Source organism: Acidisoma sp. 7E03 (genome assembly GCF_054665075.1).
Genome location: NZ_BAAFHE010000005.1, coordinates 305,296 through 327,795, shown reverse-complemented (window position 1 = coordinate 327,795; position 22,500 = coordinate 305,296). Strand labels below are relative to the sequence as shown.

Below are 22,500 nucleotides of genomic sequence, written 5' to 3'. Positions count from 1 at the left end.
TCAGGCAGCCTTCACGTCTTCCCAAAGCTGCGTCCACTTCTTCAGGGCCTTGGGGCTGATGCCGGTCTGAAGCGCAACCTTGCCCTGATAATTGAGGAGCGGACCCGCCATCAGCTTATCCGCCGCCGCCTGCGGCAGGGCCTTCACCGCGGCCATGTTCACCGGCACCGCCAGTTCCTGGTTCGGACCGGGATGCGTGATCCACTGCACAAAGTAGTCCGGGCTGGTCAGGAAGTTGATCCATGCATAGGCCAGGGCTTCGTTCGGCGTGTTCTTCACGATCGCCCAGGTGTCACCCCAGACGACGGTGCCATCATCAGGCAGAATGAAATCGAGCGGGTGGCCGTTCGTCTTCATCGTCCCGGCAAGGCCCGACCATAGGTTGCCCATGGTGATCTCGCCGGTGAGGTAGGCCTTGGTCCAGTCGTCGCCCGAAGACCAGAAGAGCTTCACGTTCTTCTTGAGGTCGAGAAGCGCGCCGCGCACCTTGGCCAGATCGGGATTTTGCGGGTCTTTCTCACCGAGATAGAGCGCGGCCGTCATCACCGCCGTCGTGGGGTCATCGAAGAAGCCAACCTTGCCTTTGTTCGCAGGATCCCACAGCACCGACCAGCTCTTGGGCGTCGTCTTCACCGCGGCGGGGTTCACGGCGAGCGAGGTCGCACCCTGCACCCACGGCACCGCATAGACCTTGCCATCCATGCGGATGGAGGGGTCGCTCGCAAAGCGCGGTTCAAGCGCGGACCAGCTAGTGACTTTGGCGGTATCCACTGGCTGGAAGAGATTCTGCTCGGCCCCGGGCATGACGTATTCGAGGTTCGGCAGCACCACGTCGATCTTGCCGACGCCACCCTGACGCAGCATCTGCAGCAGATCATCCTCGGACGTGAAGTAGACGTGCTTGACCGTCGCGCCGGTCATGTCCTGAAACATCTTGATCGTTGCTGGGTCGTCCGAGCCGTAGTTCTGCCAGGAGGCGACGGTCAGCGTCTGCCCGGTGAAAGCCGGACTGGCGGCGCGGGCGAAGGCAGGCAGCGCAGCGAAGGCGCTGGCCGCCAGCACGGAACGGCGTGTGATCGACATGCTCAGGCTTCCTCTCTGATGGTGCTTGCAAGAAATCGGTGGAGCGTCGCGCGGTCGGGCGCGGTGGCGGGGCCTGGGCGGGTGACAGAAAAGGCCGCGGCCGCATTGGCACGCGCCACGGCCTCCGCCGGCGGCAGGCCCTCGGCGAGCGCCGCGATGAGCACGCCTGCATGCGTGTCGCCGGCACCCGTCGAATCGATCATGTGAACGGCGGGCGCGGGCACGTGGCGAAGCGCGGCACCCCTGCGGTCAGAAAGCCATGCGCCCGCCACGCCATCCCGCAGGATGAGCAGTGCCGTGTCGTGCAATGCCGGGCGCAGGCGCGCAAGAGCGAGAGCAGGCTCGTCCGTGCCCGTCAGCAGCCCCGCCTCCCGGCGATTCATCGTCCATAGATCAACGCGCGGCAGCACGAGGTGACGCACTGCCTCGGGAATGTCGGCGACCAACGGCCCAGCATCGGCCACGAAGCGAATGCCGGGCGGCATCTCCGCCATCCAGGTGGCGATGGCGGCGCCGAGATCAGGGTAGGCGAGATCATAGCCGGAGGCGAAAACGGTATCCCCCGCCCGAAGGTCGAGATCCGCGAGGCGTCGGCCTCCGAGTTCGGCCTCCACCCCGGGGCTGGAGATGAAGCTCCGCTCGCCGTCCGGCTCCACCATCACGAGGCAGAAGCCGCTGTCGCGGTCGGGCACCGGTGGAAGTAGGGCGGCAATTCCTTCCTGCGCCAGGGCCGCACGGATCGCGGCCCCATAGGGACCGGTACCATGGCGGCCCGCGAAGACACAGGCCATGCCCTGCCGGGCCGCAGCCGCCAGGATGTTGAAGCCGCCGCCCGCGGAGATGCGTGCGCCGGAGCCGATGACATCACCGCCGCGCGCGGGCAGATGCGGCACGCTCAGCACGATGTCGGCAACGATGCTGCCGACGGTGAAGAGGCGTGCCCTCGGTGCCATCAGGGCGAGGCCTCCCTGCGCAAGGCCAGAAGATCGGCGGCGAGACCTTGGAGGGCGAGATCCGGATTGGCCTCCTGCAAGCAGGCAACCGCCCGCGCCGGAAAGGCGGAGGCGCCATGACAGGCGCCCATGATGGCGCCCGCCATCGCCGCCACCGTATCGCAGTCCCCACCCAGGCTCGCGGCAAGGCAGGCGACGCGCCAGGGGTCGGCGGGCAGGAGGCTGCAGACGGCCAGCGCCGCGGGCACGGCCTCGTTCGTGGCGACGCCCGTGCCGACGAGGCGATAGATGAGGTCGATCGCTTCCGTTTCGCTCTTCCCGCGCACCAGGTCCAAAGCCCATCGGCTGCGCGCCGCGACGTCGCCTCCCGCAAAATAGAAACCACGCGTCGCCCCAACCTCTGCCCCCGCGATGCCAAGCGTCAGGGCCTCCTCGACCGTTGCCCCGGCAACGCCGGCGCTGACCGCCGCCGCGATGGCCGCCGCGCCGGCGAGCGCGATCGTCGTGTTGTGGGTGACATGCGCCGACTGGAAAACGGCATCCACCAGCCCTTCCAGCGGTTCAGGCGGGAAGGCGATGCCAACAGGGGCGACGCGCATCGCGGCCCCATTGGTCGAGCCTGTCCGGCCGGTGAGTTTCGTCGACATGCCCTTGGCAACAAGGCTGAGCGCCTGACGGGTCGAAGGACCCAGCAGATCCTGCGAGCCAATCTCGATCATCCGCGTTTCCCAGGCCAGCAGAGCCCGGGCGAAGGCCTCGGGGTCGACATGCCCCCGCCCCTCCACCAGCATCCGTCCCAGGATGACCGCCTGATCGGTATCATCCGTCACGCGACCCGCCGCCATGCCGCGGCTGATGAAATTGTCGGGCGGTCCAGGCTGAAACCAGTCGAGGATGCCGTAGCGTTCGGCGATCAGGCTGCGCGGCGTATATTGCGTCGGCATGCCGAGGGCATCGCCAAGAGCCAGGCCCAGCAACGCGCCATGGGCCCGATCCTCCATGCTCATGCCGGCCCCTCCCCAAAATTCAATTGCAGGGTGAAGTGACCCGGATGCAGCAGGCTCCGGACATGTTCGATGATGCCGCCCGCACGGTCATGCACGATGCGCGTGGTCCCGAGAAACGGCGCGCCTTCCTTCTGGTTCAGCGCCTGCGCCTCTTCCGCGGAGAGATGCGCGAGTTCCACCGCCTCACTGCCACCCACCGGGCGAATGCCAAGCTGCTCCAACGTGCGGCTGAGAGAGCCGTCAACCAATCCATCGGCCAAGATCGGCTCGAAAACCGCGCGCCATGGCAGGCGACTGCGCTCAAAGGAAATCGGCTTGCCTCCGTCCGTGCGCCGCACTCGGTCGAGCGCCAGAAAATCCGGCGCCGGCAGCGCGAGGTCTGCCGCAAGGTCCGGGTCCGCGATCCGCTCGAAGCGGAGAAGCCGCGGCTCTGACGCCACGCCGTGGCGGGCCAGCGCGCGGGACCAGCCGAGCGCATCGTCGATCCGCGCGCCATCATAGCAGACGAAGGAACCGGCGCCGCTCCAGGTTTCGATCAGGCCCGCTTCCTGGAGATTCGACAGCGCCTGGCGGATGGTACTGCGACTGACCGCGAAGCTGCGCGCGAGGTCCAGCTCGCCCGGCAGGCGTTCACCCGGCCGGAAGGTGCCGGCGGCAATGTCGCGGCTCAGAAGCTCGGCTACGCGTTGATATTTCGCCGCCACGTGTTCGGACCTGTCCGTTCCTGTCCGATGCTATGCGGCCAATCACGGCGAGGGCAAGAAAATTCAGAGGCGGAGGCGCGCGAACGAACGGTGGTCGCCTCCCAGCAACGGCCTCCAGCCTAGTCGGCCTTCTTTGCTTCCGCCGCCTTGTGCGCGAGAAGCGCCATCAACCGCCGGTCGCGCCACGCCTGCCGGTCCGCATGCCCCTCCATCGGCAAGCAGCCCCGTTGATCCGCCTGCAGCCGACCGATCAGATCCTCACTCCACGAGGGGGTCTCGCTGCCCGCCATCATGCTGCGAAACGGCGCGCCATAGCGGGCCGCGTAATCGGCGAGGCCGCCCGGCGCGTTGAGATCGATCGTCTCGAAGGGGCCCATGAAGGACCAGCGAAGACCGAGACCATCCTTCACCGTCGCGTCGATGTCCGCGGGATCGGCGTAGCCCTGCTCGACGAGAAACAGAGCTTCCGTCAGCAGCGCCGCCTGCAATCGGTTGAGCAGGAAACCTTCGATCTCACGCTTGACGATCGCGACGACCATCCCGGCCGATTCCATCAGTCTTCGCGCGCCGTCCAGCACGGCGGGATCGGTCCATGGGGCCGGGCCCAATTCCACCAGCGGAATGAGATAGGGCGGGTTGACCGGATGCGCGACGAGGCAGCGCGACCGGCTGCGCAAACCCTCACTGAACAGGCTCGCTTGGATCGTGCTCGTGGAACTGCCCAGAATGGTCTCGGGGCCGGCCAGCGCGTCCATTCTCTCGAAGAGCGCGCGCTTGTCGTCCAGCCGCTCCGGCCCGTTCTCCTGCACATAAAGGGCGCCGTCCAGCGCCTCGGCCAGCGTCTCGGCCGGCCGCAGGCGTGCCAGAACCGCATCCGGCGTCTCCCCGCGCAGCAGACCAGCAGCGGCGAGTTCGGGCAACCGCTCGGCAATGAAGGCGCGCGCCGCCGGCACTGCCGACGGGTGCGGGTCCCACAGCGAAACGTCATGCCCTGCCCGGGCGAAGACGATCGACCAAGACCGGCCGATGAGGCCGGCACCGACGATTGCGACTTTTGCCATCTTTCCCTCCCGCCGATTGTCTCGATCAGCCCGGCTCGATGCGCACATGGTCGCGGTAGCGCTTCCAGTTGCGCACGTAAGCCTCCGTTCCCGCCCGCATGCGCAGTGCCTGCTCGTCCGACACCTCGCCCACCACTTTTCCAGGAATCCCCTTTACCAGCGCATTGTCCGGAATGACCTTCCCCTCGCCGACGAAGGCCATGGCGCCGATCAGGCAATTGCGACCGATCCGCGCACCATTGAGGATGACGGCGCCGATGCCGATCAGGGAGTTCTCACCGATCGTGCAGCCATGGAGCATCGCTTGATGGCCGACCGTCACATGTGCGCCGATGTCGAGCGGAAAGCCGGGATCGGTGTGCAGAACCGCATTGTCCTGCACGTTGCTGCCCCGCCCCAGCGTGATGCGCTCGTTGTCGCCACGGAGAACGGCGCCCCACCAGACGGAGGCATCCGAGGCCAGCCTCACGCGGCCGATCACCGTCGCCGTCGGTGCGATCCAATAGTCTTCATCCTCGGTCTCGACCGCGATGCCATCGAGGGTGACGCGCATGACCCCACCTCAGCCGAGAAAGCGGCGTTCTGGGATCCCGCGCACGCCGAGGCCGTGAATGGCGAAAAGATGACCTGCCATCGGCCCATCCTCCGGAAAACGCGGGAGCGGCGGCCGCGCCATGGAGGTGACATAGAGGACATCGAGGTCGGGCCCGCCGAACATCACGCTCGTCACTTTCAGCACCGGTGTCTTGATGATCCGGTCAACCCGGCCATCCGGCGCGAAGCGGATGATCTGGCCAGAATACACTGCCGCGCTCCAGACATAGCCTTCGGCGTCCACGGTCGCCCCATCCGGCGCACCGCCCAGGGTCTTGAAAGAGGCGAAACACCGCTTGTTGGAGGGTGTTCCCGTGGCCGTATCGTAGTCGTAGGCCGAAATCTCCTCGGACCAGGTATCGGTGAAGTAGAAGGTCTTTCCATCCGGGCTCCAGCAAGGCCCATTCGAGCAGATGATGTTCCCTTCGAGCTTGTGCAGCGAAAGATCGGGATCGAGCCGGTAAAGCGCGCCGTTGGGCCCCGCCTCGTTCATGTCCATCGATCCGGCGATGAAGCGACCCTGGCGATCGACCTTCCCGTCATTCAAACGGGTAGACGGCACATCCGCCTCGGGATCGTGGATCGGCGTGGTGTCCCCTGTCTTGAAATCGAGGAAGTGAAATCCGGTTTGCAGGGAGATGACCGCGCCTCCCTTCTCGCGCAGCGCCATCGACCCGATCTTGGCGGGAACGGGCCATTCCGCGACCTCGGTTCCCTCGGCCGTGCATCGAAACACCTTGTTGCCAAAGCTGTCGATCCAATAGAGGCGCTGCTCGTTCACATCCCATAGCGGCCCTTCGCCCAGGATGTTCTTGCAATCCACCAGCACGCGAATGTCGGCGTCGTCCGCCATTGTCTTCTCCCCCCTACCGATACAGGTTCACCCTGCACCGCGTTAGAATGCGACCTGGGTACCGCCTTTGAGTCCGAGGATCTGCCGCGCCTCGTCCGGCGTCGCCACCTCAAGCCCCAGGCCGTGCACGATCGCGGCTGCCCGCGCCACCTGCTCGGCATTGCTCTTCGCGAGTTCTCCGGGCCCGATCCACAGGCTGTCTTCGAGACCCACACGGATATTGCCGCCCATGCCGGCGGCCATGGCCGCGATCGGCATCTGCATCCGGCCGGACCCCAGGACCGACCAGCGATAATCATCGCCGAACAGCCGATCCGCCGTGCGCTTCATATGCATCACATCCTCAGGATGCGTGCCGATGCCCCCCAGAATGCCGAAGACGGTCTGCACGAAGAAGGGCGGCTTGACCAAGCCGCGCTCGGCGAAATGCGCCAGATTGTAGAGATGGCCGATATCGTAGCACTCGAACTCGAACCGCGTTCCGTTGCCGGCGCAGGCCTCGAGCGCATATTCGATATCCTTGAAGGTGTTCCGAAAGATGAGATCGACGCTGTTCTCCAGATGCGCGCGCTCCCATTCATGGGTAAACTCCTTGTATCGCTTCAACATCGGAAAGAGCCCGAAATTGAGGGACCCCATGTTGAGAGAGGCGACCTCCGGCTTATGCGCCATGGCCGGCCCGATCCGCTCGTCGATCTTCATGTAAGGCGCGCCGCCACTGGTCAGGTTGATGACCACATCGCTCGCCGCCTTGATTCGCTTGAGGAAAGGCAGGAAGGCCTCGGGACTCTGGTCAGGCTTGCCGGTCTGCGGATTGCGTGCATGCAAGTGCACGATGGCCGCACCCGCCGCCGCCGCCCCGATGGCGGCATCGGCGATCTCATCCGGCGTCACCGGCAGATAGGGAGACATCGACGGCGTGTGGATCGCGCCCGTCACGGCGCAGGTGATGATGACTTTGCGTTTCTCGGCCATGGAATTCTGCCCCGCCTCTCTTTCTACAAGCTCTCGACATTGCCGCAGACCGGAATCGACTGCCCCGAGATCATCCACCCCGCCCGGCTGCACAGGAAGATGACGGCCGATGCAATGTCATCGGGCGTCACCATCTGGCGCAGCGAGATGCGGTTCAGATACTCGCGCTCCATCACCTCATAGGATACGCTGGTCTGCTCGGCGCGGGCACGGATCACCCCTTCCATCCGGGGGCCTTTCACGATGCCCGGGAGAATGGCGTTGACCCGGATTCCCTCTGGCCCCAGCTCCTTGGCCAGGCTTTGCGTATAGCCGATGATCGCCCATTTCGAGGCGGAATAGGGCGTGCGATAGGCATAGCCGAACCGCCCCGCGGCCGAGGACATGTTGATGATCGCCGCCTCGCCTGCGGCCCGTAGATGCGGCACCGCGTGATGCGCACAGTAGAACTGGCCGTTGAGATTGACGTCGATCGTCTGCCGCCAGTCATCCCCGGCGATGGCATCCACCGTGCCGGTCGGGCCGGCAATCCCCGCATTGTTGATCAGGACGTCGAGCCCACCAAGAGCCTCCACCGCCTCGCTCACCATGCGCGCCACCGCCTCCTCCCGCGCGATATCGCAGAGCGTCGTCGAAACGCCGACGCTCGCCGCACATTCGGCGAGTGCGGCGGCATTGACGTCGCACACATGGACCCGTGCACCATCTTCCACGAAGGCCTCCGCGATGGCGCGGCCGATGCCGGCAGCACCGGCGGTCACGAGCACGCGCAGGCCCGGTTTGACATGGCGATTGTGCATCTTGGATGTCCTTGTTCTCAGCCCGGCGCCCGCTCGCGCAGGGCCACCACGGCCGCGAGCACGACGGCGCCGTATAGAATTTCTCGGATCGCGGGCGGGGTCGTAGTCCCCGCCAGAAGCGTCTGCAAGGCAGTGAGCAACAACACGCCGCCCACCATCCCCAGATAGTGGCCGCGGCCACCCGTGATCAAGGTGCCGCCAATGACGACCACGGCGATCGACGGCAGAAGGTAGTCGTCGCCCATGCCGAGGCTCGCCTGGCCGCTGAAGCCCGCCAGCATCATGCCGACGAGCGCCGAGCACACCCCGCTCAGGACGTAAACCCCGATCGTCGTGCGCCCGACATTGACGCCGGACAGACGGGCGACGCGCGGATTGTTGCCGATGGCGTAGATGCGGCGGCCAAAGCCCGTGCGGGACAGCAGCAAGGTCGCGGCGAGAATGAAGAGCAGCACGAACCAGATCACGGGCGGCGCGCCCAGGAGGTTGCCTGTCATCAGCCAACGCAAGGCGGGCGGTGCAAAACCGGACGGCGTGCCGCCGCTGTAGAGCAAAGCCGCTCCTTGCAGAATGCCGTTCATCCCGAGCGTCACCACGATGGGCGGCAGGCCGAAGAGCACGACGCCCGCACCGTTGAGGGCGCCAATCCCCGCGCCCACGATCAGGACGAGCGGCACCGTCCAGATCGCTGCGTCGGCGCTGCCTTGGGCCAGCCCTGCCATCAGAATGCCTGCGATCCCGATCGTCCAGGGAAGGGACAAGTCAAGTCCCCCCGTTAGGATCACCGCCCCCTGGCCGAGGGCGAGCACGATGAGGAAGGAGGACAGCACGGCGAGCACCGCGAGATAGTGGAAGCCGAAGTCTCCGAAGAGAAGGCCCGTCACGATGAGGACGATGACGAAGCAGAGATAGGCCGGCAGGCTGTAGCGCAGCGTCTCGGCGTGGCGGCGGCGCCACGGCACCGCGTGACTGGAAGCCTCGTCGCGAGGCACCTCGGCGCGGGGGAGGCGAGCGGCCTGCATGCGGCTGAGACGCGGAAGATGCGGCGCCGCGAGCCAACGGGCGACCGGCAGCCGGCGATGGGCGACGCCGCTGAAGGCCGCGAGAATGAGGATCAGCCCCTCCACCACCGTGCCGTAATAGGCGGGCACGTTGAGCACGAGGAGGATGTTGACGATGAGCATCAGCGCATAGGCGCCGAAGACGGAACCGACCGCACCGCCCCGCCCTCCGCCCAGAACCGTGCCGCCGATCACGACCGCAGCGAAGATCTGCAGCAACAGCGGGTCGCCAACCAGCGGGTCTCCCGTGCTGGTTTGCGCCGTCACCATCACCCCTGCCAGACCGTAGGCCGCCCCCGCCAGCGCGTAGGTGAGGAAGATGGTCCGCATCACCTTGATGCCGATGAAGCGCGCCGCATCAGGGTCGCTGCCGATGGCGTAGAGGGCCGTGCCGAAACGCGTATGCTTGATCAGACCCCAGACGAGCAGGACGGCGACAATCAGGATCAAAGGTGCGGGCAATAGGCCGGGAATGGCGCTTCCGGTAAAGAAGGCGGAGAACTCCGCGGGCACGTTGCCACCCGGCTTGTCCAGGACAAGCAGCGTCAGGCCTTGGACCACGAACATCATCGCCAGCGTGACGACGATGGGCTGCAGCCTGAAGGTCGCGACGAAGAAGCCGTTGACCGCACCGACGCAGGCGCCCACGCCGATGCCGAGGATCGCCCAGAGAATCTCGCCGCCGGGGGATGCGCCCAGATGGGAGGCGAGAAGGACGTTGACGAGCGAGATTACGGCACCCGCACTGAGATCGAAGCCGCCCGTCAGGATCACGAGGGTTTGGCCGATGGCGGCAAGGGCCAAGGGCGCACCACCGGCCGACATGTAGGAGACGTCGAAATATCCCATGGGCGCCGCCGAGAGGAGATTGACGGCGACGAGGAGGATGAGGAAGACGAGGACGGCGGTGATGAGGCCGCGCCGCCGGAGAAGATCCGGCATCATGCCTGTCGCCAAAGCGGCACTCATGCGAAGACTCCCACGGCAGGCTGCCCCGGCGCAGCATCGGCCTCATGCGCATGGGTATGGCCGAGGGCCGCGCTCATGATGGCGGCTTCCGAAATGGCATCCCCCGCGACCTCCCCGGCGATCCGCCCGCGATAGACGATCATCACGCGATGGCTGAGGCCGATCACCTCGGCAATCTCCGTGGAATAAAGCAACACGGCGCCCCCGAATTGCGCGAAATCGGCGATGAGTTGATAGATCTGATGCTTGGTGCCGACATCGACGCCACGCGTCGGATCGAAGAGCAGCAGGATACGACTGCCCGCGACCAGCGAGCGCGCAAGGACGATTTTCTGCTGGTTTCCACCACTGAAGGAGCGGGCAGGCATGTAGAGCGCGCGCTCGTCGACCTGCATCCGCTCCAAAGCGACGGAGACGGCGCGCCGTTCCGCAGCGCCATCAATCAACCCGTGGCGGATGAACCGCTCGATGACGGGTAAGGTCGTGTTCGCGCGGCCATCGAGCTTGAGGAAGAGCCCTTCCGTCTTGCGCTCCTCCGGCACCAGGTTGATGCCGATCCGGGCGTCGATCGCATCGCGTGGCGAGCGCAGCAGCACAGCCTCTCCGCCGACGCGAATTTCACCCTGGCGTGCCTCGATGTCGCCGAAGAGCGTCAGAAAGAGGTCCCGCTGTCCCATCCCCTGCAGGCCCGCAACGCCCAGAATTTCACCGGCATGCAGCGCGAAGCTCGCCTCCCGCATGGCCCCGCCCGCCAAGTCCTTGGCTTCCAGCACAACAGGTGCCTGCGCTGGCACTGGCTGCTTTGCCGGAAAGGTTGCCGCGATGGAGCGGCCGATGATGCGCTCCACCACCTCCGCGTCGCTGACGGCTGACACCGCGAAGGTCCCGACGTCCTGGCCGTTGCGGAGGATCGTGAGGGAATCACAGAAGTCGCGCACCTCCGGCATGCGGTGGGAGATGAAGACGATGGTGGTGCCGGCCGCCTTCTGCCGCGCGATGATGTCGCCCAGCCACCGGATGTCGTCGCCCGAGAGAGCCGAAGTCGGCTCGTCGAGCAGCAAAATGCGCGGCTGGCGCAACAGGGCGCGGGCGATCTCGATCTTCTGGCGAAGCGCGAGATCGAGGCCGCGGATCTCCGCGCGCGGCGACACGGCGCCGAGGCCGAGGCTTTCCAGGTGAGCGGCGACGCGCGCCTGTCCTGCGCGCCGCTGCAAGAGGCCGAGCGGACCGACGGGCTGATAAGGCAACAGCATGTTCTCCCAGACGGTAAGATCCGGGATCTGTGTCAGCTCTTGAAAGGCGGTTTGCACACCCGCCCGATGCGCGTCCCGCGGGCTCGCGAAGCGCACGCCTTGCCCGAAGATCGCGATCTCGCCCTTGTCCGGCTGAACGAGACCGCTCAACATCTTGACCATGGTCGATTTCCCTGCCCCGTTCTCGCCCAGAAGAGCGTGAACGCTGCCGGTCGCCGCCGCGAAACTCGCGTCCGACAGAGCAACGGTGGGGCCATAGGCCTTGCGGATATGACTCACCGCGATTGCGGGTTCAGCAACCATGGTCATGACGAGATCATCCCTCGGCAAGCGCACCCGGGGCGCGTCAGTTTTCCGGCGTGCCGTGCAGCGCCGCTTGCAGTCCGAGTTCGGGCGTATCCTTGGAATAGATCGCGGCGAACCAGCCAGGATTGCTGATGATGGCCGGTTGGAACACGTTGCAGCCGTTGCTCATGTCCTGCCAAGAGCCCGTCTTGCACATCTGGACGGTCTCATTCTTCACGAGTGGAAGCGGCAGAATGATGTCGTGAGGCATCGTCTTGCCTTCCAGCATCTGCACCGCACGCTTGAAGGCAAGGCCGCCGGAATAGGGCGGCGAAGCATAGGAAATGCTGGGAAGACCCATCGGCCGGTAGCTGCCCTGAGCGCCATCCACCTTGGTGTCGGCCGCGAGCATCTGCACGCGGTGGCCGTTTGAGCCCTCGCCAGCGCAGGGCTTCAACGCAGTATCGGCGGCACCCGCTTCTTTCTGCATCGTGGTCGCGGTCAGGCAGCCGACCTGCATCCAGAGCCCGTCGATCTGGCTCCAGGGGTGCGTCGCGACGATCTTGGAGAGTTCGGTGCGCGCCACGGCCTGGCTCCACATGCCGACGCCTTCCGCGATGATGTGGATATCGGGATATTTCGCGAAGATCGCCTTGGCCGCCGCCGTCCGGTCGGTGTCGACGGAGGTGCCGGGCACACCGGTCATCAGCACGATATTGCCCTTGCCGCCGAGCTTGTCCGCGAGCCATTGCGCGGTCACCGTGCCTGCTTCCCGTTGGTCGATATGAACGTTGTAGGCGCAGGGTTCGGTCACCTGCGCATCATAGGCGATGACGACGACATGGCGCGCACAGGCCGCGCGGATGACGGGGTTGAGCGCCGTCGGAGAGATTGGATAGACGACGATCGCCTGCGCACCGGCCTGCACCATGGCGTTGATCTGCTGGATCTGGCGCTGCGCATTCGGGCCCGACACCTGAACTTCCAGCTTCACCTTGTCCTTGAACTCTTTCGAGGCAGCCATGGCTTTCACCATGTTTTCCGCTTCCGCCTGCCAGTCGTTCCCGATGTAGCTCATGCTCAGGTAAACCTTGAACGGCTTGGCCTGGGCGGCGGCCATGCCGCCCACCAGCAAAGCGGCGCCCGCCGCGCAGCCAGCAGCCCATCGTGCGAATCGTTTCATCGTCTTCCCCCATTTTCTGCGCCTTGGTGGCGCTTGTTTTTGCAGCCGATACGCTGGTCTATTCAGCAGAACCCCGGAGCTTCACGGAAAACGGCAGAAGCGTCTCGGAATACGCGGCACCCTCGTCCCACATGTGGAAGAGCCCTTCCGTCACTGCGGTGCCGAAAGCGTCATAGGGAATGTGGATCGTGCTCAACCAGGGCGCGACCCAATCATTCAAGGGATTGTCGTCAAAGCCGAAGATTGCGATGTCCTCCGGTACGCGCAGCGACCGTTCGCGGCAGCGGCGGAAAAGACCGTAGGCAACCAGGTCATTGGCGCAGAAGATGGCGCGCGGATGCATCCCGCCGTCGAGCAGCTGATGCGCCGCAGCATAGCCGCTCTCGATGGACAAGCCGCCATGCACGACATGCTGCGGCAGCAGCGGCCGCCCTGCCTCGGTCATTCGCGTCGCGAAGCCTTCCCAACGCTCGCGGCTGGCGGAGGAATGGAGCGGTCCGTGGATCACGGCAGAGCTATCGAAGCCCTGGGCAAGAAAATGCTCGGCGACCGCGCGTCCCGCCTCATGATTGTCGATGCCGACAAAAACGCCGCCACCCCCTGGCGGCTTGCGGTTAACGAAGGCGATCGGCAAACCGCCTGCGAGTGCGCGCCGAAGACCAGGGCTTTCGACCGCTCCGAGCAGAGCTACGCCGCGCACGTGATAGGCCTGCATCTCCTGCAGATAGAAATCCTGCAGGTCCGGATCTTCGCTGGTGTTGCAAAGGATCATCGTATGATCGCGGCGGCGCAGCGCGCGCTCGATGGAATGGGCGATGGTCGCGTAGAAGGCGTTGGAGATGTCCGGGATCAACAGCGCGACGAGCTGCGTCTGTCGCAGGCGGAGCGCTCTGCCGGCATGGGCCGGGCGATAGCCGAGCGCTTCCGCAGCCGCACGCACGCGCGCACGCGTCTCTTCGTTCGCCTTGGTGTTGATGCCGTTGAGCACGCGGGACACGGTCGCGATCGAGACGCCGGCATGCGCCGCCACCGCCTGAATGCCGGGCGATTTATGGCTGGGGTGCATGGACCTCGCCCCCCTCTCCTCCGTTTCGCGCGCCAATTTGGCCACGGCTACCACGCTTGCTGCGTTGTTAGGGTAAACGTTTACCCTTTATGCCGGCAGTCGACCGCATTTCAGTATGGCTTGTCAAGAAGAAAGGCAGAGACCGTGCGGAGCGTGCTTCGGGGAACGATTCGATGCGCGGCTGCGGGTGGCGCACGCGGCCACCTCGGTCAGCCGCGCGCGGCGTCCTGCAATGTTTCGAACCGTCGGAACCGCTCGGCATGCAGATCGGCGATCGCGCCGCCGATAGGCTCATGCAGATGCGCCATCGCGGACATCGCCGCCATCGCCGCGTCGAGATCGGCGCAATGACCGGACGCCACCGCGCCGAGCATGGCGGAGCCAAGCAGAACCGGCTCCTCGGTCTGCGGCACGGCCACGGGCAGACCGGTCGCATCCGCGAGCATCTGCCGCACCAAAGCCGAGCGCCCGGCCCCGCCGCTGATGGCAATGGCCGCAGCGCGCGCGCCCACCGCTTCCTGCGCCGCCAGGATCTGCCGCAGCCCGTAGCCCAGGCCTGCGACACCGGCGACATAAAGGGCGACCAGACTATCTCGATCTGCCTCCATCCCGAGCCCGGCGATGACCGCGCGTGCATGCGGATCGGCATGCGGCGCCCGGTTGCCCAGGAACTCGGGCACCACATGCAGGCCGGCCGCGCGGCGAATGACGTCGGAGGGCGCCTGTCCCGCCGCTGCGAGCGCCAACTGAGCGAGATGATCGGGTAGGCTGAGACCCGCTGCCCGCGCTTCGGCGGCTACCTGGTCATGGCAAGGATGATAGCGCAACAACTCGGCGATGGCAGCGCCCGCCGCCGATTGCCCGCCTTCCAGCAGCCAGGCGCCGGGCACCATCGCGGCGTAATAAGGCCCCCAGATGCCGGGCGCGAACACCTGCGCACGGGTGGTGGTCATGGTGCAGGACGAGGTGCCCATGACATAGGCCATCACCGCCTCCGCCCCGCCGCCACCCGGCAAGCGTGCATCCCGTGCGCCGACGGTGCCGATGCCGCCGGCATGGGCGTCGATCAGCCCGGCACCCACGGGCGTGCCGGGTGCGAGGCCGAGATCGGCGGCGGCCGCCGCCGTCAGCCCTTGGCCGAGCGCCGTGCCCGGCGCCACGATCTCCGTGCCGATGCGGACAAAACCCTCCTCGGCCAGCGCGCCGAGGCCGACGGCCCTGAAATAGCCCGCGTCCCAACGGTTTTCATGGGCCAGATAGGTCCATTTGCAGGTGACGGTGCAGGTCGAACGGGCGCGGCTGCCGGTCGCCCGGAAGGTGAGAAAATCCGCAAGGTCGAAGAAATCGGCGGCAGCGGCAAAGATCTGCGGCCGGTGCTCGGCCAGCCAGAGCAGTTTCGGCGTCTCCATCTCGGGCGAAATGCGGCCACCCACGAAATCCAGCACTGCATGGCCACCGGCATTGATGCGCTCCGCCTGCTCCACGGCGCGATGATCCATCCAGAGGATGACGTCGCGCGCAGGGTCATCCGACGGGCCCACAGGCAGGCCGCGGCCCGCCGCATCGAGGACGACGAGGGAGCAGGTCGCATCGAAGCCGATGCCGGCAACGGCCTCGGCGGGCACCCCCGCGGCCGCGCGGGCTTCACGCACACTCTCCGCCACGGCCTGCCAGATCTGTGCCGAGGATTGCTCGGCCATGGCACCGGGGCCTCGGAAGATCAGCAGATCCCGCTTCGCGCTGGCCAGCAATTGGCCGGACGCCGTGAAGACGCCGGCACGCGCGCTGCCGGTGCCGACGTCGATGCCGATGAAAACGGGACTCTCTGCGGTCATGGCGTCAGACATCGGTGCCGTTCGACGTGATCATGGGGTGCAGGCTGGCCGAGAGGCTGGACAGCGTCAAGCCGGCCGGGGGGGGGGGGGAGAGCGGACGATGCCTTACGGCAAGCCCACGCCCTTTGCGCCGGCCCGGCGTTGCTGAATGACGACCGCAACGACAAGCAGGGCACCTTGCGCAATGTCCTGCCAGAAGCTGTTGACGTTGAGGATGATCAACCCGTTCTCCAGCACGCCGAGGAGGATCACGGCCAGAATGGTGCCGACGATGGTGCCGCGCCCGCCCTGCAAGGCCACGCCCCCAAGCGCCGCCGCGGTGATCGATTGCAGCTCGAGACCCTGGCTGCCCGAGGTCGGCTGCCCCGATCCCGTGCGCGCCGTCAGCAACACGCCGGCCAGTGCCGCGACCAGGCCCACCAGCATGTAGCAGCCGATGATGTAGCGATTGAGCGGAATGCCCGCGAGGCGCGCCGCCGTCGCATTGCCGCCCACGGCGTAGATGTTCCGGCCGACATCGGTAAAATGCAGCATCAACTGCACCAGGGCGGCGACGATCAGCAGCACCCAAATGAGCACGGGAATGCCAATGATGTCGCCGCGTGCCAGGAAGACGAAGAGGTGGTTCATGCCGGTATAGCCTTGGGCCCGGCCATCGGAGATGAGATTGGCCGCGCCGCGGAACGCCGCGAAGGTGGCGAGCGTCGCGATCACGGCATTGACCCGGCCATAGATGATGACGACCCCGTTGAGCAGGCCAAGACAGAGGCCGAGGACCAGGGCGCAGGCGATGCCAGCCGGCGCGCTGCCCGTCGCCGTGAAGACCATGGCCGAGACGACCGAGGTGAGGCCCGCTTGGCTGCCGACCGAAATGTCCAGCCCGCCCAGCAGCATCACCACCGTCTGCACCACCGCCAGGACACCGACGATGGCGATAGTCGTGCCGATGGTCGCGATATTGCTCGCATAGAAGAAATTGCTGTTCTGCACGCCGATGAAAGCCACGAGGATGACGAGGGCCAGAAGCAGGCTGACGTTCTGCACACCCACCGCCGCCAGCACGCGCCGCGCCCAATCCCGTTGCTGCGCCACCGGCACCTTGGCCGGGTCTTGCACGGACGTCGTCATGCTGCATCCTCCAGGATCGCCAGTCTCAAGATCGCCTCTTCGGTTGCATCGTCACGCGGCAATTCGCCGCGGATGCGGCCGCCCTGCATCACGAGAATACGGTCAGCGAGGCCCAGAACCTCCGGCAGTTCGGAGGAAATGACGAGGATGGCGCTGCCTTGGGCCGCGAGCCTGTCGATGATGGCATAGATGTCGGCCTTGGCGCCCACGTCCACGCCGCGCGTCGGCTCGTCAAGGATGAGCAGCTTGGCGTCGCGCGCCAGCCAGCGGGCCAGCACGGTCTTCTGCTGGTTGCCACCGGAGAGGGTCGCCACCTCCTGCTCGATGCTCGGCGTGCGCACGCGCAGTTCCTGCACGTATCGGCGCGCGATGCGGCCTTCTTCCGCGCGGCTGACGACCCGCCACTTCTGCAACCGGCCGAGAATCGCGAGGCAGACATTGTCTCGTACCGAGCGTTTCATCAGCAAGGCCTGCTGCTTGCGTTCCTCGGGTGCCAGAGCAAGCCCCGCCTTCACGGCATCCCGGGGCGATCGCAGGGCAAGCGGCTTACCCTCCACCGAGACGGTGCCGGACAGGATCGGCGTATCGCCGATGATGGCGTGGGCGAGTTCGGTGCGGCCGGCGCCGACAAGGCCGGCGAGCGCCACCACTTCGCCGGCACGCACCTCGAAGCTCACCCTCGAGACATCGGCGGTCGTGACCGAAGCGAGGCTCAACACCGTCTCCCCGATCCGCCGCGGGCTGCGCGGGAAGAGCGCCGAGAGATCGCGCCCCACCATCATGCGCACCAGTTCAGGTTCACTGGTCTCCGCCGCCAATCTCTCCCCGACGGACGCTCCGTCGCGCAGCACGAGAATGCGGTCGGAGATCTGAAAAATCTCCTTCATGCGGTGGGAGACGTAGATGATGGCAATGCCTTCCGCGCGCAGTTGCGCGATCATCCGGAACAGGCTCTGCACCTCGTGATCGGAGAGGGAAGAGGTCGGCTCATCGAAGGCGATGACGCGGGCGCCCCCGGTGAGCGCACGTAGAATTTCGATGATCTGCCGTTGCGCCGGCGACAGGCTGCGGCCTGGCTGGTCCGCGCGCATGACGCCGGCGAAGCCATAGCGCGCCAGATCACGCTCGAACTGCAATCGCAGGGCCGCGCGGTCGAAAAAGCGGCCGCGGCGCGGCAAGGCGCCGGCATAGACGTTTTCGGCCACCGAGACGTCCGGGATGATCTCGGGCTCCTGCACCACCACCCGCACGCCAGCCGCTCGGGCGGCATGGGGTGTGGCAAAGACAACCGGCGCGCCATCCAGCACAAGATGGCCGTCATCGGGCTGATGCACGCCGCTCATCAAGCGCAGGAGGGTGGATTTGCCCGCGCCATTCTCACCCATCAGGGCCAAAACCTCTCCGGCGCGGGCCGTCAGCGAAACGCCGCGCAGGGCCTGCACCGGGCCGAAGCGCTTGGTGACATCATCCATCTGCAGAACAACAGAACCGCTCATGCCGCCTCGCGCGTCTTCATCTCGATCCTCGCCCGCGCGGCCGGAGAGCGCGGCGGCTCTCCGGCCTTCGCTGCTAGCTGCAGCTTCCCATCACGCTCTTCCAGGTCTCCGGGGTGACGATCGTGGTCTTGGCAATCGTCTTCGCCGGCAGCGGCGTATGGTTGCGGATGCTGTCCACCAGCACCTTCACCGCCGCGCTGCCCACGTCATGCCCACTGATGAAGAGCGCCGCCTTGTTGCCGGAAGGCTGGCCCGCCTGCCAATCCTTGCAGGTGAGATAGGCCCCGAGCCCGACGCCGATGATGTTGTCGGGCGTCATGCCGGCATTGGCGAGCGCCGTCACCGCACCCGTCTCGCTCTCGTCGTTGCAGCCCCAGACCACCCAGTGCTTGATCTGCGGATTGGCGGTGACGACGGCGCCCGTGCGGTTCTGGGCATCAACCACGGAGTTGTCGGTGCCGATCTTGATGACGGTCGGCAGGTCACCACCGGCCGCCGCCTTGAAGCCATCTTCCTCGCCGCGCTGCCGGTCCTGGCAGACGGAGAGCTGTTGCTCGAAAGCCGCCGCGATCCGCGTGCTCTTCGGCTCCCAGCCGGCCTTCTTGTAAAGCTCCCCGGCGGCCTGGCCGACCTTGTAGCCCATCTGATAGCCGTCGAAGCCGACGAAGGGCGCGAAGGTGCCGGTGCCGCTCTTGATCGGATCATCGGAGGAGACGAGCGGGATCTTGGCTTGCGTCGCCATGTCGATCACCTGCGGGCCGATCTGCTGATCAGGCACCACGATGGCGATGCCGCTCACCTTCTGCCCGACCATGACGTTCATCGCGCTGATCGCGGCGTTCGCATCCATCTGAACGTTGACGACGTTGACCTTGACGTTGCCGAGCGCTTTCGCCTCGTCACGGGCGCCCTGCGCCTCGTCGACGAAATACTGCTGGTCTCCCTGCTTCTGGATATAGGCGATGGTCAGGGGGTCGTTCTGGGCCTGCGCCACGGCCGAGCCGCCCGCGCCCATCGCGCCGAGACAGACCAAAACCGAAGCGAACCTCGTGGCAAACCGATGCATAAACCGCTCCTCCATGTTTTCTTGTTCGATCGCGGGCGCTGGCAAGAGCGGATGGCCTCGCTCTTCTCAAAGCGGAATGATCAAAACATCCGACTATTCCCTTCGTCAAGTCGGGTTAATGTTTCGTCACGCGACATTCGTTCCCGGCCGTCGGAGATCACGACGCTTGCCGGGAAGGAGGCTCCATCACCTGTAGGTCCTTGGCGGCGACCGTCAGCAGCCGGCGCATCGCCCGGTCGGCGCGCGGCTCGTTCCTCAGGCGGATCGCTTCGAGCACTTCGGCATGAACGCTGAAGGCCTCGTCATCCGAGGGCGCCGTTTGCGTGGAAATGCGGAAGGCGGCGAGCAGAACGGAGGAGATGGTGCTTCCCCACTGTTCGAGAAAGATGTTTCCACTGGCAGAAAGGACCGAGACGTGAAAGTCGAGATCCGCCTGCACCCGGTCCGCGAGAGTCGTCGCCGCCTTCATGCGCCAGAAGGCGTTTTCGATCATGGCGAGCTGGGCCGCATTGGCGTGGGCGGCCGCCAGGGCTGCGGCGCCCGGTTCGATGAGCTGGCGGCATTTGAGCAGGCTTTCCAGAAGATGGCGGTCCAGGTCCGGGCCGCACCATGAGAGCACCTCCGGGTCCATCAGGTTCCAGCTCGCGCGCGGCCGCACGCGCGTGCCGGTGCGCGGCTTCACCTCCACCATGCCTTTCGCGCCGAGAACTTTGATGGCCTCGCGCATGGCGGAACGGCTCACGCCCAGCTCCTCCCCCAGCTCCTGCATGCTGGGCAGCACGCCGCCGGCCGGAATCGCGCCTGACAGGATGCGCCGCGCCAGCTCAGCGACGACGGTCTGATGGACTCTCGGCCGTGGCTGATTTGCGCTTTGCATTCTCCATTCATCCGACTAGTGTCTTGATCTCATCATACCTGATCCCGCCGAGAGGGGAACAAAAAAGCGGGACGGCGGAGGAATAACGATGCGGATCACCAAAGGGCTGCCGCCTGAAGCGGCGCGGGCCGGCCAGGCCGGAGGCCGGGCCGCTCGGACGTCTGCGTGATGACGGAGACTGTGATCTCCCTGCGGCAGGGAGCGCTCGCCCTCACGCTCGACCGGCGCGGCGGTGTGATCACCCGGTTCACGTGGGATGATCCGCAGGGCATGCGTCGTCCGCTGATGCGGACTGCGCGTGACGCCGCGGGCGATCCCTTGAAGGCGGCGTGCTTTCCCCTCCTGCCCTTCGGCAGCCGTGTCGCCGGCAACCGCTTCAGCGTCGGAGCCGAGACCTACACGCTCGCCCCCAACCACCCGGGGGATCGTCACTATCTGCATGGGGATGGCTGGCTGGGCCTCTGGATCGTCGATAAGATCCTCGCGAATGCCGTAACACTGGCTTTTCGCCATGAAGCGCAAGCTGGCCAACCCTATGACTACGAGGCGCGGATGAGCTATCATCTGAGCACCGATGCAACCCTCGCCGTGCAGATGGAGATCCGCAATCGAGGAGACCGCGCGCTCCCCTTCGGAATCGGCCTGCATCCCTACTTCCCGCTGACGCCCCAGACGACGCTGTTTGCACCGGCGGCCAGCTTCTTCCCCGAGGCGGCCGATTTCCTACCCGGTCCGCGCAGCGCTGTTCCCCCCGCACTCGACTTTGCGCAGCCGCGGCGGCTGCCTCACCGCTGGATCAACAATGGCTTCGCCGGCTGGACGGGGGAGGCGCGCATCACCTGGCCCGAGGCAGGGCTCGCCCTTCGCATCATCGCCGACGCAGGCTTCCGCCACTATGTCCTTTTCAGGCCGGATGGCGCCTTCGATCCCACCTTTGCGGGCGACTATGTCTGCTTCGAGCCGATGACCCATCAGCCGAACGGCCATCACGCCGCGGATTTCGGTGGCCTCACCCTGCTCGCCCCGGGCGCGGTCTTGCAGGGCAGCATCCTCTTCACACCCGAGGCCATCACGTCATGAAGATCACCGGCATCCGCACCGTCGTCGTCAATGCCGAGATGCGCAACTGGATCTTCGTGCGTGTCGACACCGATCAGCCCGGCCTCTATGGCTGGGGCGAGGCGACGCTGGAATGGAAGACGCGGGCAGTGACGGGCGCCGTCGAGGATCTGGCACCCCTCATCATCGGCCGTGACCCGCGGGACATCGAAAACCTCGTGCGCATCATGCACAAGCATGGCTTCTGGCGCATCGGCGTCATCGGCAGCAGCGCCATCGCCGGCATCGAGGTCGCCTTGTGGGACATTCTCGGGAAGAGCGTCGGTCTGCCCGTCTGGCGCCTGCTCGGCGGCAAGATGCGGGATCGCGTGGCCGTCTATACACATCTTGGCCTCGGCAAGGTGGATGCCGTCTATCACAGCATGTCGGCCACGCCCCTGATCGAGCGCGCGCATGCGGTGCTGGAGCGTGGCTACCATGCCATGAAGCTCGTCTTCATCCCCTACACCCATTACACCGCGCCCACCCGCGCGATCGACGAGGTCGCCAGGATGATGCAGGATCTGCGCGCGGCCGTGGGGGAGGACGTGGCGCTGATGGTCGATTTTCATGGCCGCTGCGCCTCGGCAGGTGCGGCCCTACACTACATCGATGCGCTCGCACCCGGCCGGCCGTTGTTCGTGGAAGAACCTCTACCGCCGCAGGATATCGCGGGACTCAAGACCATCGCCGCGCGCAGCCACGTGCCCCTCGCAGCCGGAGAACGTCTCGTGGACCGCTGGGAGTTCGAGCCCTTCTTCCAGTCCCGCGTCATCGACATCGCCCAGCCCGATCTCTGCCATGTCGGCGGCTTCACCGAAGCGCGCAAGATTGCGGCCATGGCGGAGCTTGCCGGCGCCGGCATCGCGCCGCACAACCCACTCGGCCCGCTCGCTGGCGTGGCCGCCCTGCACTTCGACATCGCAACCCCGAACTTCGTGATTCAGGAGGAGATGGTGGGCGCCGTTCCCTGGTATGAAGAGGTTCTGCAAGGGCCGATCCGCATGGTGGATGGGCATTGGCAGATCCCCGAGGCGCCGGGGCTCGGCATCGAGATCGACGAGGCGGTGGCGGCGAAGCATCCCTTCGAGCAGGAAATCATGACGGCAACGGAAGCGGTGCTCGCCGATGGCACCGTTGTGGATTGGTGAGC

At 66.0% G+C, this 22,500-nt stretch carries 20 protein-coding genes; 2 read left to right on the top strand and 18 right to left on the bottom strand.

What is annotated here, in order from left to right; translation table 11 throughout:
* The 18 genes from ACYQ6W_RS10430 to ACYQ6W_RS10345 all read right to left on the bottom strand — a co-directional run bounded on the left by ACYQ6W_RS10430 (nucleotide 1) and on the right by ACYQ6W_RS10345 (nucleotide 20,249).
* On the bottom strand, nucleotides 1-1,083 hold the full coding sequence (locus tag ACYQ6W_RS10430) for an ABC transporter substrate-binding protein (protein WP_459675179.1): 1,083 nt from the start codon (nucleotides 1,081-1,083) through the stop codon (nucleotides 1-3).
* A 2-nt stretch (nucleotides 1,084-1,085) separates the two neighbouring features.
* Complete coding sequence (locus ACYQ6W_RS10425) at nucleotides 1,086-2,036, bottom strand: PfkB family carbohydrate kinase (RefSeq protein WP_459675178.1); 951 nt, start codon at nucleotides 2,034-2,036, stop codon at nucleotides 1,086-1,088.
* On the bottom strand, nucleotides 2,036-3,043 hold the full coding sequence (locus ACYQ6W_RS10420; RefSeq protein WP_459675177.1) for an ADP-ribosylglycohydrolase family protein: 1,008 nt from the start codon (nucleotides 3,041-3,043) through the stop codon (nucleotides 2,036-2,038). Before ACYQ6W_RS10420 ends, ACYQ6W_RS10425 begins: the two co-directional genes overlap by 1 nt.
* Nucleotides 3,040-3,747: a GntR family transcriptional regulator gene (locus ACYQ6W_RS10415; protein WP_459675176.1), complete on the bottom strand. Its 708-nt coding sequence runs from the start codon at nucleotides 3,745-3,747 to the stop codon at nucleotides 3,040-3,042. The genes ACYQ6W_RS10420 and ACYQ6W_RS10415 overlap by 4 nt, the downstream gene beginning before the upstream one ends.
* A gap of 119 nt (nucleotides 3,748-3,866) precedes the next feature.
* The gene (locus ACYQ6W_RS10410; RefSeq protein ID WP_459675175.1) at nucleotides 3,867-4,808 is read right to left on the bottom strand and encodes a 3-hydroxyacyl-CoA dehydrogenase; all 942 of its coding nucleotides are present in this window, start codon (nucleotides 4,806-4,808) and stop codon (nucleotides 3,867-3,869) included.
* Between the two features lie 25 nt (nucleotides 4,809-4,833).
* Complete coding sequence (locus ACYQ6W_RS10405) at nucleotides 4,834-5,361, bottom strand: gamma carbonic anhydrase family protein (RefSeq protein WP_459675174.1); 528 nt, start codon at nucleotides 5,359-5,361, stop codon at nucleotides 4,834-4,836.
* Nucleotides 5,362-5,370: 9 nt separating this feature from the next.
* Nucleotides 5,371-6,255, bottom strand: coding sequence for an SMP-30/gluconolactonase/LRE family protein (locus tag ACYQ6W_RS10400; protein ID WP_459675173.1), 885 nt, complete (start codon nucleotides 6,253-6,255; stop codon nucleotides 5,371-5,373).
* 42 nt (nucleotides 6,256-6,297) lie between these two features.
* Nucleotides 6,298-7,230 carry a beta-keto acid cleavage family enzyme gene (locus ACYQ6W_RS10395; RefSeq protein ID WP_459675172.1) on the bottom strand — a complete coding sequence of 311 codons (933 nt, stop codon included), beginning with the start codon at nucleotides 7,228-7,230 and terminating at the stop codon, nucleotides 6,298-6,300.
* Between the two features lie 23 nt (nucleotides 7,231-7,253).
* Nucleotides 7,254-8,030 (bottom strand): SDR family oxidoreductase, encoded by a 777-nt coding sequence (locus ACYQ6W_RS10390; protein ID WP_459675171.1) that lies wholly within the window; start codon nucleotides 8,028-8,030, stop codon nucleotides 7,254-7,256.
* Between the two features lie 17 nt (nucleotides 8,031-8,047).
* Nucleotides 8,048-10,060, bottom strand: a complete 2,013-nt coding sequence (locus ACYQ6W_RS10385; protein ID WP_459675170.1) for an ABC transporter permease — start codon at nucleotides 10,058-10,060, stop codon at nucleotides 8,048-8,050.
* Entirely contained in the window at nucleotides 10,057-11,622 is a 1,566-nt protein-coding gene (locus ACYQ6W_RS10380) for a sugar ABC transporter ATP-binding protein (protein ID WP_459675169.1), read from the bottom strand. Before ACYQ6W_RS10380 ends, ACYQ6W_RS10385 begins: the two co-directional genes overlap by 4 nt.
* A gap of 37 nt (nucleotides 11,623-11,659) precedes the next feature.
* Nucleotides 11,660-12,781 (bottom strand): sugar ABC transporter substrate-binding protein, encoded by a 1,122-nt coding sequence (locus ACYQ6W_RS10375; RefSeq protein WP_459675168.1) that lies wholly within the window; start codon nucleotides 12,779-12,781, stop codon nucleotides 11,660-11,662.
* A 58-nt stretch (nucleotides 12,782-12,839) separates the two neighbouring features.
* Complete coding sequence (locus tag ACYQ6W_RS10370; protein ID WP_459675167.1) at nucleotides 12,840-13,847, bottom strand: LacI family DNA-binding transcriptional regulator; 1,008 nt, start codon at nucleotides 13,845-13,847, stop codon at nucleotides 12,840-12,842.
* Between the two features lie 209 nt (nucleotides 13,848-14,056).
* Entirely contained in the window at nucleotides 14,057-15,682 is a 1,626-nt protein-coding gene (locus tag ACYQ6W_RS10365) for an FGGY-family carbohydrate kinase (protein WP_459675166.1), read from the bottom strand.
* Nucleotides 15,683-15,787: 105 nt separating this feature from the next.
* A complete protein-coding gene (locus tag ACYQ6W_RS10360) occupies nucleotides 15,788-16,810 on the bottom strand; it encodes an ABC transporter permease (RefSeq protein ID WP_459675165.1) in 1,023 nt (340 codons plus the stop codon).
* Nucleotides 16,807-18,306 carry a sugar ABC transporter ATP-binding protein gene (locus tag ACYQ6W_RS10355; RefSeq protein WP_459675164.1) on the bottom strand — a complete coding sequence of 500 codons (1,500 nt, stop codon included), beginning with the start codon at nucleotides 18,304-18,306 and terminating at the stop codon, nucleotides 16,807-16,809. The genes ACYQ6W_RS10360 and ACYQ6W_RS10355 overlap by 4 nt, the downstream gene beginning before the upstream one ends.
* 73 nt (nucleotides 18,307-18,379) lie before the next feature.
* A complete protein-coding gene (locus ACYQ6W_RS10350; protein ID WP_459675163.1) occupies nucleotides 18,380-19,372 on the bottom strand; it encodes a substrate-binding domain-containing protein in 993 nt (330 codons plus the stop codon).
* A 157-nt stretch (nucleotides 19,373-19,529) separates the two neighbouring features.
* Nucleotides 19,530-20,249, bottom strand: a complete 720-nt coding sequence (locus ACYQ6W_RS10345; protein WP_459675162.1) for a FadR/GntR family transcriptional regulator — start codon at nucleotides 20,247-20,249, stop codon at nucleotides 19,530-19,532.
* Nucleotides 20,250-20,417: 168 nt separating this feature from the next.
* Between ACYQ6W_RS10345 and ACYQ6W_RS10340 the strand changes: the two genes are divergently transcribed.
* Nucleotides 20,418-21,329 carry an aldose 1-epimerase gene (locus tag ACYQ6W_RS10340; protein ID WP_459675161.1) on the top strand — a complete coding sequence of 304 codons (912 nt, stop codon included), beginning with the start codon at nucleotides 20,418-20,420 and terminating at the stop codon, nucleotides 21,327-21,329.
* Nucleotides 21,326-22,498, top strand: coding sequence for a galactonate dehydratase (gene dgoD / locus ACYQ6W_RS10335; protein WP_459675160.1), 1,173 nt, complete (start codon nucleotides 21,326-21,328; stop codon nucleotides 22,496-22,498). Before ACYQ6W_RS10340 ends, dgoD begins: the two co-directional genes overlap by 4 nt.
* Nucleotides 22,499-22,500: the final 2 nt, after the last annotated feature.